This window comes from Streptomyces barringtoniae, assembly GCF_020819595.1.
GTDB classification, from domain to species: domain Bacteria; phylum Actinomycetota; class Actinomycetes; order Streptomycetales; family Streptomycetaceae; genus Streptomyces; species Streptomyces barringtoniae.
Window position 1 is genome coordinate 314,392 of record NZ_JAJHNP010000004.1, and the last position, 17,678, is coordinate 332,069.

The 17,678-nt window shown below is 71.1% G+C and carries 15 protein-coding genes, 1 tRNA gene and 1 pseudogene; 13 read left to right on the forward strand and 4 right to left on the reverse strand.

All coding sequences use genetic code 11. From position 1 onward, the window contains the following. Nucleotides 1-514: 514 nt before the first annotated feature. The 3 genes and pseudogenes from LMU33_RS08630 to LMU33_RS08640 all read left to right on the forward strand — a co-directional run. Nucleotides 515-1,287: pseudogene (locus LMU33_RS08630) on the forward strand (ABC transporter substrate-binding protein); the annotation flags it as partial. Between the two features lie 165 nt (nt 1,288-1,452). Next, complete coding sequence (locus LMU33_RS08635) at nt 1,453-1,899, forward strand: SRPBCC family protein (RefSeq protein WP_228618836.1); 447 nt, start codon at nt 1,453-1,455, stop codon at nt 1,897-1,899. A gap of 39 nt (nt 1,900-1,938) precedes the next feature. Then, nucleotides 1,939-2,010 (forward strand) — tRNA-Val (locus LMU33_RS08640). 53 nt (nt 2,011-2,063) lie between these two features. On the opposite strand, the gene LMU33_RS08645 is transcribed toward LMU33_RS08640, so the two are convergent. Next, a complete protein-coding gene (locus tag LMU33_RS08645) occupies nt 2,064-2,789 on the reverse strand; it encodes a 3'-5' exonuclease (RefSeq protein WP_228618838.1) in 726 nt (241 codons plus the stop codon). A gap of 168 nt (nt 2,790-2,957) precedes the next feature. Between LMU33_RS08645 and LMU33_RS08650 the strand changes: the two genes are divergently transcribed. The 3 genes from LMU33_RS08650 (at nt 2,958) to thrS (ending at nt 6,875) form a co-directional block, all read left to right on the forward strand. Then, on the forward strand, nt 2,958-3,524 hold the full coding sequence (locus tag LMU33_RS08650; protein WP_228618839.1) for a DUF4365 domain-containing protein: 567 nt from the start codon (nt 2,958-2,960) through the stop codon (nt 3,522-3,524). Beyond that, the gene (locus LMU33_RS08655) at nt 3,521-4,777 is read left to right on the forward strand and encodes a hypothetical protein (RefSeq protein ID WP_228618841.1); all 1,257 of its coding nucleotides are present in this window, start codon (nt 3,521-3,523) and stop codon (nt 4,775-4,777) included. The genes LMU33_RS08650 and LMU33_RS08655 overlap by 4 nt, the downstream gene beginning before the upstream one ends. 121 nt (nt 4,778-4,898) lie before the next feature. After that, nucleotides 4,899-6,875, forward strand: a complete 1,977-nt coding sequence (gene thrS, locus LMU33_RS08660; protein ID WP_228618843.1) for a threonine--tRNA ligase — start codon at nt 4,899-4,901, stop codon at nt 6,873-6,875. 37 nt (nt 6,876-6,912) lie between these two features. Here the strand turns inward: thrS and LMU33_RS08665 are convergent, their stop codons facing one another. Further along, on the reverse strand, nt 6,913-7,569 hold the full coding sequence (locus tag LMU33_RS08665; protein WP_228618844.1) for a potassium channel family protein: 657 nt from the start codon (nt 7,567-7,569) through the stop codon (nt 6,913-6,915). Nucleotides 7,570-7,636: 67 nt separating this feature from the next. Here LMU33_RS08665 and LMU33_RS08670 point away from each other — a divergent pair, with 67 nt between their 5' ends. Continuing rightward, the gene (locus LMU33_RS08670) at nt 7,637-8,194 is read left to right on the forward strand and encodes an HIT family protein (RefSeq protein ID WP_228618846.1); all 558 of its coding nucleotides are present in this window, start codon (nt 7,637-7,639) and stop codon (nt 8,192-8,194) included. A gap of 30 nt (nt 8,195-8,224) precedes the next feature. Here LMU33_RS08670 and LMU33_RS08675 read toward each other — a convergent pair whose 3' ends face one another. Both LMU33_RS08675 and LMU33_RS08680 read right to left on the reverse strand, forming a co-directional pair. Further along, nucleotides 8,225-9,871: an AbeC-like domain-containing protein gene (locus LMU33_RS08675; RefSeq protein WP_228618848.1), complete on the reverse strand. Its 1,647-nt coding sequence runs from the start codon at nt 9,869-9,871 to the stop codon at nt 8,225-8,227. 212 nt (nt 9,872-10,083) lie between these two features. Continuing rightward, on the reverse strand, nt 10,084-12,285 hold the full coding sequence (locus LMU33_RS08680) for an elongation factor G-like protein EF-G2 (RefSeq protein ID WP_228618849.1): 2,202 nt from the start codon (nt 12,283-12,285) through the stop codon (nt 10,084-10,086). A gap of 296 nt (nt 12,286-12,581) precedes the next feature. Between LMU33_RS08680 and pgsA the strand changes: the two genes are divergently transcribed. The 6 genes from pgsA (at nt 12,582) to pdxT (ending at nt 17,669) form a co-directional block, all read left to right on the forward strand. Further along, the gene (gene pgsA, locus LMU33_RS08685; protein WP_228618851.1) at nt 12,582-13,250 is read left to right on the forward strand and encodes a phosphatidylinositol phosphate synthase; all 669 of its coding nucleotides are present in this window, start codon (nt 12,582-12,584) and stop codon (nt 13,248-13,250) included. Beyond that, nucleotides 13,247-14,155, forward strand: coding sequence for a phosphatidylinositol mannoside acyltransferase (locus tag LMU33_RS08690; RefSeq protein ID WP_228618853.1), 909 nt, complete (start codon nt 13,247-13,249; stop codon nt 14,153-14,155). The genes pgsA and LMU33_RS08690 overlap by 4 nt, the downstream gene beginning before the upstream one ends. Beyond that, nucleotides 14,152-15,315 (forward strand): glycosyltransferase family 4 protein, encoded by a 1,164-nt coding sequence (locus LMU33_RS08695; protein WP_228618855.1) that lies wholly within the window; start codon nt 14,152-14,154, stop codon nt 15,313-15,315. The genes LMU33_RS08690 and LMU33_RS08695 overlap by 4 nt, the downstream gene beginning before the upstream one ends. Nucleotides 15,316-15,453: 138 nt before the next feature. Then, the gene (locus LMU33_RS08700; RefSeq protein WP_228618856.1) at nt 15,454-15,996 is read left to right on the forward strand and encodes a LemA family protein; all 543 of its coding nucleotides are present in this window, start codon (nt 15,454-15,456) and stop codon (nt 15,994-15,996) included. Nucleotides 15,997-16,124: 128 nt separating this feature from the next. Then, nucleotides 16,125-17,030: a pyridoxal 5'-phosphate synthase lyase subunit PdxS gene (pdxS, locus tag LMU33_RS08705; RefSeq protein WP_228618858.1), complete on the forward strand. Its 906-nt coding sequence runs from the start codon at nt 16,125-16,127 to the stop codon at nt 17,028-17,030. Between the two features lie 30 nt (nt 17,031-17,060). After that, the gene (pdxT, locus tag LMU33_RS08710; protein WP_228618860.1) at nt 17,061-17,669 is read left to right on the forward strand and encodes a pyridoxal 5'-phosphate synthase glutaminase subunit PdxT; all 609 of its coding nucleotides are present in this window, start codon (nt 17,061-17,063) and stop codon (nt 17,667-17,669) included. Nucleotides 17,670-17,678 lie beyond the last annotated feature (9 nt).

Consider the following 17,678-nt stretch of genomic DNA (forward strand, 5'->3'; position numbering starts at 1 on the left):
TCTGCCTGGTCTCCGGCCGGCCGCGTGCCGATCGGCCGGGCACGCGGCCACCCCGCAGCGTTCCGCCCGACACCCGGCCGCCCCGCGTCGATCGTCCGGGCAACCGGCCACCCCACCCTCTCGCTGCCGACCCTCACCCCCTCACAGCCGCCCCCTCACGGCTGCCCCCACACGGCTGCCTCCTCACGGCCGCCCCCCTCACGGCTGGACCCCAGCCGCCCTCGCACCCCACCGCCGACCCCCACCCACCCCCGCACCCCTCCATCGGCCCCCACTCGCACCCCTCACCCGCCCCGCAGCCCCCGCACCGCCCGTTCGGCCCGTCGGTCACGCCGCCCCCACCTGCGAGAACAGCCGCCACGTCACCCCCGCGCCGCCCCGCCCGCAAGAAAATCCTGTCCGAATCATTGACGCACCCCCGACCCCTCCGTAACTCGTGCCAGCAAGCGCTACTTGAACCGATTCATGACGATGCTCGTGACGGCGGAGACGACGTCGGGAGGAGGGCCCGACCATGGGAACCAGCAGGAATCCTGAGAGGCGTACGATCCTGAAGGCGGCCGGGGCCTCGGCGGCCGCGCTCGGGCTCGCCGCGACGACCGGGTGCGGAGGCGGAAGCCGTTCCGGGGACGGGACGGTGACGATCCGTTACTCCTGGTGCGGCGCCGAGGAGCGGGCAAAGAAGATCTACCGGACAATCGCCCTCTTCGAGAAGAAGTGCCCGAAGATCAAGGTCAAGACCGACTTCCAGACGTACGCGTCCTTCTGGAGAAGTTGCAGACCCAGGCCGCCGGCGGAAATCCCCCGGACGTTTTCCAAAATGCCGTCACCTTTCTTCGGAAGTACGACAAGCGGGGAATTCTGCTCGCCCTCAAGTCACAGGCGCAGGCAGGCAACCTGACCCTGGATCACTTCCGGGAGGGCGTGACGAAGGTCGGCGAGGTCGACGGAAAGCAACTCGGAATTCCCGTCGGGGCCCTGAAGACCATCGACGACAGGACGAAGGTCCCCGGGGACACCGGCTACTTCGCCATCATGTACCTGTACGACTCGGTTTCGACAAGGCCGACCTGACGGAGTGCTGGACCGACGGCTACAACCGCGTCAAGGCGGGCATCGTCACCGAACCCGAAGGTCGTCCAACAGGACACGCCCAAGTCCTCGCTCTCGGCCGGCCACGGCGCCTCGGCGTTCACCTGGGACAACTTCACCGTCCGTTACTCCGCCGAGGGCAACAGCACCTACGGCCCCGCACCCGTCCCCACCACGGACGGCAAGCACACCGGCCACGAGAACCTGGCGCTGCTCGGCGACGAGGTGCCGTCGTAACAGGTGGGTGGGGAGCGCCGACGCACGGGCGGCGGCGCTCCCCGAAGAGTGTGGCCCGCGTCACGGCGAGGTGCATGAGTACCCGTACTCAGATTTGTGCGTACGGCCGGGCAGACTCACGCCATGGACTGGACCCACTACCGCTTCCGCAGCCTGTGGTCCCTGCCCGCCCCGCCGGCCGTCGTGTATGCGGTGCTGGAGCGGCCCGAGGACTATCCGTGCTGGTGGCCGCAGGTCCGCTCGGTGACCAGGCTGGACGCGGACACCGGCGTGATCACCGTCCGGTCCGTCCTGCCGTACGACATGACCTTCACCGCCCGGCAGAGCCGCCGCGACCCCGGTGCCGGTGTGCTGGAGGTCACCCTGTCCGGTGACATCGAGGGCTGGGCGCGCTGGACGGTCACGGCCGAGGGCTCGGGGACCCTGGCCTGTTACGACCAGGAAGTGGACGTGCGCAAGACGCTGCTGCGCCGGCTCGCCGTACCCGGCCGCCCGGTCTTCCGCGTCAACCACCGCCTCATGATGCGGTCGGGACGGCGCGGGCTGCTGCGCCGCCTCCAAGCGGTTTGAAGGATCGGCGCCGAGGCCTGTATTGTTCAGTGCGTTCCCGGGCGATTAGCTCAGTGGGAGAGCGCTTCGTTCACACCGAAGAGGTCACTGGTTCGAACCCAGTATCGCCCACCCGGAGAGGCCGGTCCGCAACAGCGGACCGGCTTTCTGCATGCTGAGCGGGCTCACGCCGCCGCCGGCAGCTCCGGCCTGAGCGGCCAGTCGGTGCTGACTATCTCCTCCGAGCCGCTGCGCGCGAACCACGCCTGCAGCCCGCGGGCCTGTGCCGCGTGCCAGCCCGTCTGGAGGGTGTGCAGCTCGGCGGGGGTCAGGCGCTCCAGACGGGTCGCGAAACGGCGGCCCAGGGCCCGTACGACGTCCAGTGCGGCCAGCGCGTCCGCCCCGGCGTCATGCGCGCCCTGCAGTGTCACGCCGTAGTGGTCGCACAGGTCGGTCAGCGTGCGGCGGCCCTTGCGGTAGCGGTCCAGATGCTTGTCCAGCACCCTCGGGTCCAGCACCCTGAGCGGGGCCGACTCGAACCAGCGGTCCAGCGACGACGCCCGGTGCCGGCGCAACTCCCGGTCCAGCAAGGTGAGATCGAAGGGCGCGTTCATCACCACCAGCGGGCGGCCCATCGCCGCGTGCTCCGCCAGCTGCTCGGCTATCTCGTACATCACCGGCGCCGGCCAGCGGCCGTTGCGCTGCAGGTGCTCCTCCGTCAGACCGTGCACCGCCGTGGCCTCCTCGGGCACCGGGACACCCGGGTTCACCAGCCAGCGGGTGACCCGGGGCCGGGTCCCCGGCGCGTCCTGGACGACGACGGCGGCCGACACGATCCGGTCGGTCTCGACGTCCACGCCCGTCGTCTCCGTGTCGAAGGCGGCCAGCGGCCCCTCGTACCAGTACGTCATCCCAACCCAACTCCTCGTTCACCCAGGGCAGGTGACGTTCCGTCTTCTGCCCGTTTGGTGATACCCGGGCCGTTTGCGCCGTACGCCGGTGGGAGACAACAGGAGTACGGGTCTTTGCAGTTCAGCGGCCCGCAGCGGGGAAACTCTTGGCTTGGAAGGCTGTTGGTCATGGCCATAGCGCAGCCCGAGCGGGGCGGGCTGCTGCCCGATCGCACGGGCCCCCTTCGCGGCACGCTCGCCACCACCGCCTGCATGGAGACACTGCAGGTCGGCTACTTGCACGCGGTCGCCGCCGCGGCCGGCTGCTCGCTGTCCCAGCCCTTCCCGGACAACGGCATCGACTGGCACGTCAGCCACAGCGCGGCCGGACACACCGTCGACGACGAGGTCACCATCAAGGTGCAGCTGAAGGCCACGTACCAGGTCGCGCCGAACCCGCCGGGGCGCTCCTTCTCCTTCACCCTCGACAACGACCATCTGCGCAAGCTCGCCCGCACACCCGTCTCGGTGCACAAGATCCTGGTCGTCATGCTCGTCCCGCGCTCGCAGGACGACTGGCTGCGCGCCAGCCACGACCGGCTCGACCTCAGGCACTGCTGCTACTGGGTCAACCTCGCCGGCCACCCCATCACCGGCCGGCACCGGACCACCGTGCGGATACCGACCACACGCATCTTCGACGACCGGGCGCTCTGCGAGATCATGACGCGGGTCGGGACGGGAGGCAGGCCATGAGAAGCCGTCCGTACGAGGAACTGCCGCGCCAGGTCCGGCCGCATCCCGACGACCTCTCCTGGAACCGGCCCCCGGAACCCGCCGAGGTCGACCCCGCCGTGCTCGGCGCCCTGCTGCACCGGCACGGCTGGCAGCGGCGCGGCGGAGCCCCCGGGCGCTACGGCCGCTGGACCCCGCCGGGACCGGGCGCCGGCGGGACCAGCCTGCTGGTGCCCGAGAGCCGCGCCTTCCCCGACAGCGACGACCTGCTCGGCGAGGCCCTCGACGCCCTCGCCCGCAGCGCCACGCCCGCCGCCCGCGAGGTGCTGATCTCCCTCGCCGTGCCCAGCGACGAGATCCGCTGGTGGCGCGACACCCCGGGCGGACCCGTCGGCGCCGCGCCGTGGACCGCCGACGAGCAACTGCGCGCAGCCGCCCGGCAGATGCTGCTCGCCGCCGCGCTCGCCACACGCGCGCGTGCCGGTTACTACGGCGCCCGCCACCGCCGCTCCGCCGCCGCACTCCTTCAGGACGTCCTCGTCGGCCCCGCCGCCGAGGGCCGGCACCTCACCGCCTTCGTGCCCGTGCCCACCGGCCGCCCGCTCGCCGTACGCCTGTACCAGGCCCTCAACGCCGCACGCGAGGCCGTCGACTACCAGCGGGCCACCGGCGGCATGGACGCCTTCGACGGTGCGGTCGAGGCCGGCGTCAGCCGCGAACTGACCGAGGCGCTCGCCGCGCTCGTCCGGGGCACCGAGGGCGCCCGGATCGCCGTCGCCTGGGCACCCGGCGCCGGCGTCCCCGAGGGCTGCGCCCCCTCCGCCGAGCCCGTCGAGTTCTCACCCGGCGACCTGCCCGTGCTGCGCGAGGCCGCCGCCCGCTATCTGCGCGAGGAACCCTCCATGCCGGTCCGCGTCACCGGCGCCGTCGTCCGCATGCGCCGTTCCGGACCCGGCGGCGAGGGCACCGTACGGCTGCGCGTCCTCGCCGGCGCCGACGTCACGCACGTCCGCGTCACCCTGGACGAGGAGGACTACCGCATCGCAGGCCACGCCCACCTCGTCGGGCTCCCGGTGCGCGTGCACGGCCGGCTGGAGCGCCGGGGCGGCTTCCGCCGGCTCACCGGCGCCTCCGGGGTCGTCCCCGTCCAGGTCGACGAGGGCGAGCGGGACCGGCTGCTGAAGTCCCTCCAGGAGAACCTCGACTTCTTCGAGGAGGCCTGCGGGGAGGCGTACGGGGACGAGGACGGGGAGGCGTACGGGGACGAGGACTGAGGAGTATCGGACAGGGAACTGTGGGTGACCGTTTCGCGGTCGGTGCCGTGGGGTCGGTACGATCGCCTGTGCGCGCGCTCCTGGTATGGCGCCGCACCCCACCTTCAGTCAGGAGAGACCGGTGTCAGACGTCCGTGTGATCATCCAACGCGATTCCGAGCGGGAAGAACGCGTGGTGACGACGGGCACTACGGCCGCCGACCTCTTCGCGGGCGAGCGCTCGATCATCGCCGCGCGTGTCGGGGGCGAGCTGAAGGACCTCGCCTACGAGGTCGAGGACGGCGAGACCGTCGAGGGCGTCGAGATCTCGTCCGAGGACGGCCTGAACATCCTGCGCCACTCCACCGCGCACGTCATGGCGCAGGCCGTGCAGGAGCTGTTCCCCGAGGCCAAGCTGGGCATCGGCCCGCCCGTCAAGGACGGCTTCTACTACGACTTCGACGTCGAGAAGCCGTTCACGCCCGAGGATCTCAAGGCCATCGAGAAGAAGATGCAGGAGATCCAGAAGCGCGGGCAGCGCTTCGCCCGCCGTGTGGTCACCGACGAGGCCGCCCGCGAGGAGCTGGCCGCCGAGCCGTACAAGCTGGAGCTGATCGGCCTGAAGGGCTCGGCCTCCTCCGACGACGGCGCGGACGTCGAGGTCGGCGCCGGCGAGCTGACGATCTACGACAACCTGGACGCCAAGACCGGCGAGCTGTGCTGGAAGGACCTCTGCCGCGGTCCGCACCTGTCCTCCACCCGCCTGATCCCGGCGTTCAAGCTGATGCGCAACGCGGCCGCCTACTGGCGCGGCAGCGAGAAGAACCCGATGCTCCAGCGCATCTACGGCACTGCCTGGCCGTCCAAGGACGAGCTGAAGGCGTACCTGGACTTCCTCGCCGAGGCCGAGAAGCGCGACCACCGCAAGCTCGGCAGCGAGCTGGACCTGTTCTCCATCCCGGAGCAGATCGGCTCCGGCCTCGCCGTCTTCCACCCCAAGGGCGGCATCGTCCGCCGGGTCATGGAGGACTACTCGCGGCGCCGCCACGAGGAGGAGGGCTACGAGTTCGTCTACACCCCGCACGCCACGAAGGGGAAGCTCTTCGAGACGTCCGGGCACCTGGACTGGTACGCCGAGGGCATGTACCCGCCCATGCAGCTCGACGAGGGCGTGGACTACTACCTCAAGCCCATGAACTGCCCGATGCACAACCTGATCTTCGACGCGCGCGGCCGCTCCTACCGCGAACTGCCGCTGCGCCTCTTCGAGTTCGGGACCGTGTACCGGTACGAGAAGTCGGGCGTCGTGCACGGCCTCACCCGTGCCCGCGGCTTCACGCAGGACGACGCGCACATCTACTGCACCCGTGAGCAGATGTCCGAGGAGCTGGACAAGACGCTCACCTTCGTCCTCGGCCTGCTGCGCGACTACGGCCTGACCGACTTCTACCTGGAGCTGTCCACCAAGGACCCGGAGAAGTTCGTCGGTTCCGACGAGGTCTGGGAGGAGGCGACCGAGACCCTGCGCCAGGTCGCCGAGAAGCAGAGCCTGCCCCTCGTCCCGGACCCGGGCGGCGCCGCCTTCTACGGCCCGAAGATCTCCGTCCAGGCCAAGGACGCGATCGGCCGCACCTGGCAGATGTCGACCATCCAGCTCGACTTCAACCTGCCCGAGCGCTTCAACCTGGAGTACACCGGCCCGGACGGCTCCAAGCAGCGTCCGGTCATGATCCACCGCGCGCTGTTCGGCTCCATCGAGCGGTTCTTCGCCGTGCTGCTGGAGCACTACGCGGGCGCCTTCCCGGCCTGGCTGGCCCCGGTCCAGGCGCTCGGCATCCCGATCGGCGACGCGCACGTGGAGTACCTGGAGAAGTTCGCCGCCGCGGCCCGGAAGCAGGGCCTGCGCGTCGAGGTGGACTCCTCCTCGGACCGCATGCAGAAGAAGATCCGCAACGCCCAGAAGCAGAAGGTGCCCTTCATGGTCATCGCGGGCGACGAGGACATGTCGGGCGGTTCGGTGTCGTTCCGCTACCGCGACGGCTCCCAGGAGAACGGCATCCCGTTCGACGAGGCCATCGCGAAGATCGCGCAGGTCGTTCAGGAGCGGGTCCAGGTCTGATCCGGCGCCCGCTCCGTACGAGGGCCCCCGGGGAGGTTCACCTCCCCGGGGGCCTTTCGTCTCCCTCGCGGGTGAAGGTCTGCATCAGCCAGGACGAGAACGAGCCCGTCACCGCGCCGAGCAGGGCGAGGCCGCCGATCATCATCCCGATGGCGATCGTCCGGCCCATCGGGGTGACCGGGGTGATGTCGCCGTACCCGACCGTGGTGAGGGTCGAGGCCGCCCACCACACGGCGTCCCCGAACGTGCGCATGGTGGCGCCCGGGGCGCCGCGCTCCGCCTGGTAGACCGCGAGAGCACCGGAGAAGCCCAGCAGCAGGGTGGACAGTCCGGCGTAGGAGATCACGCGTGCGTGCAGGGAGAGCCGGGGCTGTCCGGCCTTGCGCTGTACCGCGTCGTACAGCGGAACGATCCGCAGCGGGCGCAGCAGCGGCAGGATGACCACCACCGTGTGCAGCACGTGCGTGGGGACGAAGCGCAGTCCCTGCCCGCTGAGCCGCCAGCGCACCCCGTAGTCCGCGGCGAACAGCACCCAGAGGGCGAGCATCACCAACTTGCACACGCCGTGCCAGAAGTCGGGCAGGTCCGGCATCAGGACATGGGTGGCATACGCGGCCAGGAAGACCAGCGACGCCAGGAAGAGGGGGATCTCGGTGCGCTGCTCCCAGCGCTTCACACGGCTGTCGTCGACCACCGGCCAAGCTTGGCCGGTGACCTTTCTCCCGCCGCCCCGGCGACACGCCGCGAACGGGCGAAGCCATATGCTGCCTAGCATGACGAGTGAGCCGGAGCAGCAGATCGGAGTGGGGACGCAGGACGCGTTCCAGCGCCTGTGGACGCCCCACCGGATGGCCTACATCCAGGGCGAGAACAAGCCGAGCGGCCCCGGGGCCGACGACGGCTGCCCCTTCTGCACGATCCCGGCCAAGTCCGACGAGGACGGACTGATCGTCCGGCGCGGCGAGCACGTCTACGCCGTCCTGAACCTCTATCCGTACAACGGCGGCCATCTGATGACGGTCCCGTACCGCCATGTCGCCGACTACACGGACCTGACCGGTCCGGAGACCGCGGAGCTGGCCGAGCTGACCAAGCAGGCGATGACGGCCCTGCGCACCGCGTCCGGCGCGCACGGCTTCAACATCGGCATGAACCAGGGCACGGTCGCGGGTGCCGGCATCGCCGCCCACCTGCACCAGCACATCGTCCCGCGCTGGGGCGGCGACACGAACTTCATGCCGGTGGTCGGCCACACGAAGGTGCTGCCGCAGCTCCTGGCCGACACCAGGAAGATGCTGGCGGAGGCCTGGCCGGCGTAGCCGCCGGGTGCCCTCTGCCGAGGGCACCGCTCACGCGTCGTACAGGTCGGCCTTCTTCGGCGTGGGGTCCTGGACCAGGCCGCTGAGGATGCCCGACCGCGTGCCGAACTTCTCCGTGTCCACGCCGTTCTCCTCCAGCACCCTGATCGCCGCCGAGTGCACCACCCGCAGCACCGGCGTGGCCGCGCGCAGCGCGTCGTCGGCCATGAAGCGGTGCCGCCAGGGCTGGTCGGCCCAGGCATGCCGCAGCCCGAACGGCTCCGGCAGGACGAGCGAGCCGCCGAGCCAGTTCAGCAGCGGCGGGTACCAGGTCAGCGGGGCGCGCGAGGCGAGCCGTACCACCTCGTCGGTGGTGACCAGCGGCAGCAGGATCTTCCTGGTCTCCCAGGGCTTGAGGGACTTGGAGACCTCCTTGCTCGGCGGCTCCGGTTTGGAGGTGAACAGCGGGTTCACCGGCCCCAGCGCGTGCCCGGTCACCTCGATGCGCAGCGTCTCGTGCAGCACCGTCACCGTGATCAGCATGGTGAGGACCAGCTGCCCGTCCCACAGCGTCCACTGCACGCCCAGGTAGTGCCGGTCGCCGCTGCCGAACTGCTGCTTGTTGCAGATCTCCTGTATCGCGTGCGGCTTGACCTGGAAGGCCTCGACGTCGGTGCCCTCGGGCCGGGACACCTCCGCGGCCTTCTCGCCGATCGGTGTGACGATCCAGTGCTTGATGGACGGCTTGGGGAAACCGCCGGTGTTGAGCGGGCCGCGCTCCAGCAGGGCGAGCTGGTCGTGGATCGCGCGTATGACGTCCCAGCTGCGGAAGGGGTGGATCTCCCGGCTCGGGTCGGCGGGCACCAGATCCTCGGCGAGCTGCCAGGCGCCCCAGCGGGTGCCCATGCCGAGTATGCCCTTGGGGCCGGCGTAGAAGACCGAGTTGGACTGCTGCTCGGCGCTGAGCCGGGCCAGCGACTGGCGCAGCTCCTCGGCCGCCGTCTGGTTGGGTCCGCGCGGCACGGCCTCGGGGACCTTCGCACCGACGCTGGTGCCCGAGAGCAGGCCGCCCCAGCGGGCTCGCAGATCCTTGGCCGTGCGCTCACAGATCCGCTTGGCCCAGAACCAGCCGAGCACGGGGAGCACGACGCACGCCCGGGCGTACCACGCCCAGAAGCCGGTGAACGGCATCTTGATCAGGAACAGCGCGGCGAGCACGCCGACACCCAGGAGCAGCGCGGTGGCGAGCGCGCCCACCCGTTTGTCCTCGCGCGTGGCGACGAACGTGCGCAGCTGGAAGACGAGCAGCCAGGCGATCAGCCCGGGCAGGAAGAGCACTCCGCACAGGACCGTCACGGCGGTCAGGCGGTTGTCGCGCTCCCTGCGGATGTTGTTGGCCGCGAGGCAGTGCTCGACGACGAACTGGGGCTCGGTGCCGAAGGACTGGATGAGCGGCTTGCGGCCGGGAGCGAGCATCCGGGCGACCACGGCCCGCGAGAACGCCTCACCGAGGTTGGGCCGCAGCAGTGCGATCCTGCCGGGCTTGAGGGTCGACTCGTGCCACTCGTTGTCGGCCTTCTTGATCTCCTCCATCGGGCTGTCCCGGTACGCCGCCGAGGCCAGCGCGGAGGTCGCCGCCTGCCCCTCGTCTCCCGAGACGGGCACCTGGGGTCCGTCCCACTCCGTTCCCAACGACATTTCCGCCCCCATCGCCGCCGGTGTCGCTTCTGCGGCCTTCCCGACTTCCTCGCTCCGCACACCTGTTGAACAGGCCGTCGCGTCGATTACCCGTCACAACCGGACGACTGCGGCACGACGCGATCAGGTGATCAGCGTATCCGCCGCCACCGACAACCGGCGGGCGGACGGCCGAAGCCGCCCGCCCGCGCACCCGGCTAGCGGGTGCTGAACTACCCGTTGTCACCCGCCTGTTCACGGATCCGTTCGGCGATCTGCGGCGGCATCGGCTCGTGCCGGGCGTAGGAGCGGTCGAACCGTGCCGTGCCGTGCGACAGCGAGCGCAGGTCGACGGCGTACCGGCCGATCTCGAACTCGGGGACCTCGGCCTTGATCACGGTCCGCCCGGAACCCACCTGTTCGGTGCCGAGCACCCGGCCGCGCCGGCTGGACAGGTCGCTCATGACGGCGCCCACGTAGTCGTCGCCGACCAGCACGGACACCTCGGCCACCGGCTCCAGCAGATGGATGCGGGCGTCGGCCGCGGCCTCGCGCAGCGCGAGCGCGCCCGCGGTCTGGAAGGCGGCGTCGGAGGAGTCCACCGAGTGCGCCTTGCCGTCCAGCAGCGTGACCCGCACGTCCACCAGCGGATATCCGGCGGCGACACCCTTGGCGGCCTGGGCCCGTACGCCCTTCTCCACGGACGGGATGAACTGCCGCGGTACGGCGCCGCCGACCACCTTGTCCACGAACTCGACGCCCGAGCCGCCCGGCAGCGGCTCCACCTCGATCTCGCAGATGGCGTACTGCCCGTGCCCGCCGGACTGCTTCACATGCCGCCCGCGCCCGGTCGCCTTGTTCGCGAACGTCTCCCGCAGGGAGACCTTGTGCGGGACGACGTCGACCTGGACGCCGTAGCGGCTGCGCAGCCGTTCCAGGGCGACGTCCGCGTGGGCTTCGCCCAGGCACCACAGAACCACCTGGTGGGTGTCCTGGTTCTGCTCCAGCCGCATGGTCGGGTCCTCGGCCACCAGCCGGGCGAGGCCCTGCGAGAGCTTGTCCTCGTCGGCCTTGCTGTGCGCCTGGATGGCGAGCGGCAGCAGCGGGTCGGGCATCCGCCAGGGCTCCATGAGCAGCGGGTCGTCCTTCGCGGAGAGCGTGTCCCCGGTCTCGGCCCGGCCGAGCTTGGCCACGCACACCAGGTCGCCGGCGACGGCGCGCGTCACCGGGCGCTGCTGCTTGCCGAAGGGCATGGACAGCGCGCCGACCTTCTCGTCGACGTCGTGGTCCTCGTGGCCGCGGTCGGCCAGCCCGTGCCCGGAGACGTGCACCGTCTGGTCGGGGCGCAGGGCGCCGGAGAAGACGCGCACCAGCGAGACGCGTCCGACGTAGGGGTCGGAGGAGGTCTTGACGACCTCGGCGACGAGCGGGCCGTCGGTGTCGCAGGGCTTCAGCTCGCGCGACTTGCCGTCGAGGGTCGTCACCTCGGGCAGCGGGTGCTCGAAGGGGGTCGGGAACCCGCCCGTGACCAACTCCAGCAGCTCGACCGTACCGAGCCCCTGTTTGGCGCCGTCGGCGGCGGGGGCGGCCGCCAGGACGGGGAAGAACGAGCCGCGGGCGACGGCCCGCTCCAGGTCCTGGATCAGCGTCTTGACGTCGACCTGCTCGCCGCCGAGATAGCGGTCCATGAGGGTCTCGTCCTCGCTCTCGGCGATGATCCCCTCGATGAGCCGGTTGCGGGCCTCCTCGATGTCCGGCAGCTGGTCCTCGCCGGGCTCGGAGTCCTTGCGCTCCCCGGTCGAGTAGTCGAACAGCTTCTGCGACAGCAGCCCGACCAGCCCGGTCACGGGCGCGTGCCCATCGGGACCCTCGGGCCCGCGCAGCGGCAGGTACAGCGGCAGTACGGCATCGGGGTCGTCCCCGCCGAAGGCCTCCGCGCAGATCCGGGTCATCTCCTCGAAGTCGGCGCGCGCCGCCTCCAGGTGCGTGATCACGATCGCGCGCGGCATGCCGACGGCCGCGCACTCCTCCCAGACCATCCGGGTGGAGCCGTCCACGCCGTCCGAGGCCGAGACGACGAAGAGGGCCGCGTCCGCGGCGCGCAGACCGGCCCTGAGCTCCCCTACGAAGTCGGCGTACCCGGGGGTGTCGAGCAGGTTGATCTTGATGCCGTCCCATTCGACCGGCACCAGGGAGAGCTGTACGGAGCGCTGCTGCCGGTGCTCGATCTCGTCGTAGTCCGAGACGGTGCCGCCGTCCTCCACGCGGCCCGCCCGGTTCACCGCCCCCGCGGTCAGCGCGAGGGCCTCCACCAGAGTCGTCTTGCCCGAACCGGAGTGGCCGACCAGCACCACGTTCCGTACGGATGCGGGCTGGTCGGCCTCCAGAGCCCTGCCGGCGGCCCCGGGGTGGTGTGTTTGAGTCTTGTCGCCCATGATCCTGCCTCCCGTGCACGGTGAGGTCACTGTGGGCGCGGACACGCGGGACCCGCGTGCACTGGCGGCTCCGGCGACGCCCGCGGTTATTCGAGCTTTCCACTCCCGTCACGTTGCGTCCATACGAACGACAGCCGCGGCCGCCGATCGCGCCGCGCGCGCCCCGCGCACGGCGGCACACACCGGTTCGCGCCACGGGCCGCGGGTGCCCGCCCGCCGCGCATGCGCGCGCGTGACTACGATGGGCCAGCCGGAGGCCACCAGGGGCCGCGGCGACACCGACCGTCGGGAAGGCCATGCTGAACAAGTACGCGCGTGCATTCTTCACGCGTGTCCTCACACCGTTCGCCGCGTTTCTCATCCGCCGGGGCGTGAGCCCCGACACGGTCACGCTCATCGGCACGGCCGGTGTGGTCGCGGGCGCGCTGGTCTTCTACCCCAGGGGCGAGTTCTTCTGGGGCACGGTCGTGATCACTCTGTTCGTCTTCTCCGACCTGGTCGACGGCAACATGGCCCGCCAGCTGGGCCGCTCCAGCCGCTGGGGCGCCTTCCTGGACTCCACCCTCGACCGGGTCGCCGACGGCGCGATCTTCGGCGGGTTCGCGCTCTGGTACGCGGGCAACGGGAACAACAACGTCCTGTGCGCCGTCTCGATCTTCTGCCTGGCCAGCGGGCAGGTGGTGTCGTACACCAAGGCGCGCGGCGAGTCGATCGGGCTGCCGGTCGCCGTCAACGGCCTCGTCGAACGCGCCGAGCGGCTGGTGATCTCGCTGGTCGCGGCCGGTTTCGCGGGCATGCACAAGTTCGGTGTGCCGGGCATCCAGTGGCTGCTGCCGATCGCCCTGTGGATTGTCGCCGTCGGCAGCCTCGTCACGCTGATCCAGCGGGTCGTCACCGTGCGCCGCGAGTCCGCCGAGGCGGAGGCCGCCGCGGCCCGGCAGAGCCCCAGTGAGGCCGCGAAGTGAGCGCCGCCGAACGGCTCACCGACGGGCTGTACGGGCTCGGCTGGGGCACCGTCAAGAAGCTCCCCGAACCCGTAGCGGTCCGTCTCGGGCACACCATCGCCGACCTCGCCTGGAAGCAGCGCGGCAAGGGCGTACAGCGCCTGGAGTCGAACTACGCGCGCGTGCTGCCCGACGCCGGACCCGAGCGCCTGCGCGAGCTGTCCCGCGCGGGCATGCGTTCGTACCTGCGCTACTGGATGGAGTCCTTCCGGCTGCCCGCCTGGAGCCGGGAGCGCGTGAAGTCGGGCTTCGACCCGAAGGACATACATTTCCTGACCGACGGGCTCGCCTCCGGCCAGGGCGTGATCCTCGCGCTGCCGCACATGGCCAACTACGACCTCGCGGGCGCCTGGGTCACCACCAAGCTGGAGACGCCGTTCACCACGGTCGCCGAGCGGCTCAAGCCCGAGACGCTGTACGACCGTTTCGTCGCCTATCGCGAGGGCCTCGGCATGGAGGTCCTGCCGCACAGCGGCGGCTCCGCGTTCGGCACCCTGGCCCGCAGGCTGCGCGACGGCGGCCTGGTCTGCCTGGTCGCCGACCGGGACCTGTCCGCCTCCGGCGTCGAGGTCGACTTCTTCGGCGAGAAGACCCGGATGCCCGCGGGCCCGGCCCTGCTCGCCCAGCAGACCGGCGCGCTGCTGCTGCCGGTCACGCTCTGGTACGACGACTCGCCCGTCATGCAGGGCCGTGTGCACCCCCCGGTCGAGGTGCCCGAGTCAGGTACCCGGGCCGAGAAGACGTCTGTCATGACACAGGCGCTGGCCGACGCCTTCGCCACCGGGATCGCCGACCATCCGGAGGACTGGCACATGCTGCAGCGGCTGTGGCTCGCCGACCTCGACCCCGCGAAGGGACCCTCGTGAGAATCGGGATCGTCTGCCCGTACTCCTGGGACGTGCCCGGCGGCGTCCAGTTCCACATCCGCGACCTCGCCGAGTACTTCCTCCGCCTCGGCCACGACGTGTCCGTCCTCGCCCCGGCCGACGACGACACCCCGCTGCCGCCGTACGTCGTCTCGGCCGGCCGCGCCGTCCCGGTGCCCTACAACGGCTCCGTGGCCCGCCTGAACTTCGGCTTCCTGTCGGCCGCGCGGGTACGGCGCTGGCTGCACGAGGGCGCCTTCGACGTGGTCCACATCCACGAGCCGACCTCTCCCTCGCTGGGCCTGCTGACCTGCTGGGCGGCCTCCGGCCCGATCGTGGCCACGTTCCACACCTCCAACCCCCGCTCACGCGCGATGATCGCCGCGTACGCCATCCTCCAGGCGGCCCTGGAGAAGATCAGCGCCCGGATCGCGGTCAGCGAGTACGCCCGGCGGACGCTGGTCGAGCACCTCGGCGGGGACGCGGTCGTCATCCCCAACGGCGTCGACGTGGACTTCTTCGCCTCGGCAGAGCCCAAGGCGGAGTGGCAGGGCGACACCATCGGCTTCATCGGCCGTATCGACGAGCCCCGCAAGGGCCTGCCGGTCCTCATGAAGGCCCTCCCGACGATCCTTGCCGCCCGCCCGCGGACCCGCCTGCTGGTCGCGGGCCGCGGCGACGAGGAGGCGGCCGTCGAGGACCTGCCGAAGGAACTGCGCGCGCGTGTGGAGTTCCTCGGCATGATCAGCGACGAGGACAAGGCGCGCCTCCTGCGCAGCGTCGACCTGTACGTCGCCCCCAACACCGGCGGCGAGAGCTTCGGCATCATCCTGGTCGAGGCGATGTCGGCGGGTGCCCCCGTGCTCGCCTCCGACCTGGACGCCTTCGTGCAGGTCCTCGACCAGGGCGCGGCGGGCGAGGTCTTCGCCAACGAGGACGCCGACGCACTCGCCGACGCCGCCGTACGGCTCCTGGCGGACCCGGCCCGCCGCACCGAACTGCGCGACCGCGGCAGCGCCCACGTGCGGCGCTTCGACTGGTCGACGGTCGGCGCGGACATCCTGTCCGTCTACGAGACGGTCACGGCCGGCGCGGCGGCGGTCGCGGCGGACGAGCGCACGACGGGACTGAGGGCACGCTTCGGACTGGCCCGCGACTGAGGCCGCGGCCATGGGCCGGGCCGGACACGATCAACCGCAGCGGCCCTCGGGCGGGCGCGCCGAGCCGCCCGGCGGGCGGCCGGAGCCGGGGTGGGATCGCCGTGAGGGGCCGGTTCCCGCAGCCGATAGCCTTCCGGCGTGACCGCAACCCTCATCTGGATCCTCGTCGCAGTCGTCGCGATCGGCGTGTACCTGAGCTGGACGGCCGGGCGGCTGGACCGGCTGCACGTGCGGATGGACGCCGCGCGGGCCGCGCTCGACGCGCAGCTGCTGCGCCGGGCCTCCGTGGCCCAGGAACTGGCCACCTCGGGCGTGCTGGACCCGGCCGCCTCGATCGTGCTGTACGAGGCCGCGCACGCCGCCCGGCAGGCCGAGGAGGAGCAGCGGGAGGTCGCCGAGAGCGAGCTGAGCCAGGCGCTGCGCGCGGTCTTCGAGGATCCGGCCCAGGTGGAGGCCGTACGGGAGGCCCCAGGAGGGGAGGAGGCGGCCCATGAGCTGGCCGAGGCCGTCCGCAGGGTCCCCATGGCCCGCCGCTTCCACAACGACGCCGTAGGAGCCGCACGCAGGCTCCGCGAGCACCGCAAGGTCCGCTGGTTCCGGCTGGCCGGCCACGCCCCGTTCCCCCTGGCCTTCGAGATGGACGACGAGCCCCCCGCGGCCCTGGTGGAGCGGGCCGCCTGAACCCCGGGAGAACTCCTCGCTGCACGAAAAGGATCCACCGGCTTGCCATTGGCCCTTGCTGTGGCCTGGTCCACTCACGTTTCCTCGATGCTGCAGAGAAACCCTCTTTCACTTCAGTGAGGTCACCCGTGTCCACCATCGAGAACCAGGCTCCCGAGACCGGCACCGCGCGCGTGAAGCGTGGCATGGCCGAGCAGCTCAAGGGCGGCGTGATCATGGACGTCGTCACGCCGGAGCAGGCGAAGATCGCCGAGGACGCGGGCGCCGTCGCGGTCATGGCCCTGGAGCGGGTCCCGGCCGACATCCGCAAGGACGGCGGCGTGGCCCGCATGTCCGACCCGGACATGATCGAGGGCATCATCAACGCCGTCTCGATCCCCGTCATGGCCAAGTCCCGCATCGGCCACTTCGTCGAGGCCCAGGTGCTGCAGGCCCTCGGCGTCGACTACATCGACGAGTCCGAGGTCCTCACCCCGGCCGACGAGGTCAACCACTCCGACAAGTGGGCCTTCACCACCCCGTTCGTGTGCGGTGCCACCAACCTGGGCGAGGCCCTGCGCCGCATCGCCGAGGGTGCCGCGATGATCCGCTCCAAGGGCGAGGCCGGCACCGGCAACGTCGTGGAGGCCGTCCGCCACCTGCGCCAGATCAAGAACGAGATCGCCAAGCTGCGCGGCTTCGACAACCACGAGTTGTACGCCGCCGCCAAGGAGCTGCGCGCCCCGTACGAGCTGGTCAAGGAGGTCGCCGAGCTGGGCAAGCTCCCCGTGGTCCTCTTCTCCGCCGGCGGCGTGGCCACCCCGGCCGACGCGGCCCTGATGCGCCAGCTCGGCGCCGAGGGCGTGTTCGTCGGCTCGGGCATCTTCAAGTCCGGCGACCCGGCCAAGCGCGCCGCCGCCATCGTGAAGGCCACCACCTTCTACGACGACCCGAAGATCATCGCGGACGCGTCCCGCAACCTGGGCGAGGCCATGGTCGGCATCAACTGCGACATCCTCCCCGAGTCCGAGCGCTACGCGAACCGCGGCTGGTAATTCCCACCTCCAGAGGACTGCACGAAACACATGACTGACGCACCCGTGATAGGCGTCCTGGCCCTCCAGGGCGACGTACGGGAGCACCTCATCGCCCTGGCCGCGGCCGACGCCGTGGCCAGGCCGGTGCGGCGCCCCGAGGAACTCGCCGAGGTCGACGGCCTCGTCCTGCCCGGCGGCGAGTCCACCACCATCTCCAAGCTGGCCATCCTCTTCGGCGTGATGGAGCCCCTTCGCGCGCGCGTGGCCGACGGCATGCCCGTCTACGGCACCTGCGCGGGCATGATCATGCTCGCCGACAAGATCCTCGACCCGCGCTCGGGCCAGGAGACCATCGGCGGCATCGACATGATCGTGCGCCGCAACGCCTTCGGGCGGCAGAACGAGTCGTTCGAGGCCGCGGTCGACGTGAAGGGCGTCGCGGGCGATCCTGTGGAGGGCGTCTTCATCCGCGCCCCCTGGGTGGAGTCCGTGGGCGCCGGGGCCGAGGTGCTCGCCGAGCACGACGGCCACATCGTCGCCGTCCGTCAGGGCAACGTGCTCGCCACGTCGTTCCACCCGGAACTGACCGGCGACCACCGCGTGCACTCCCTGTTCGTCGACATGGTGCGCGCCAACCGGGCGCCGGAGTCCTTGTAGGATCTCTGA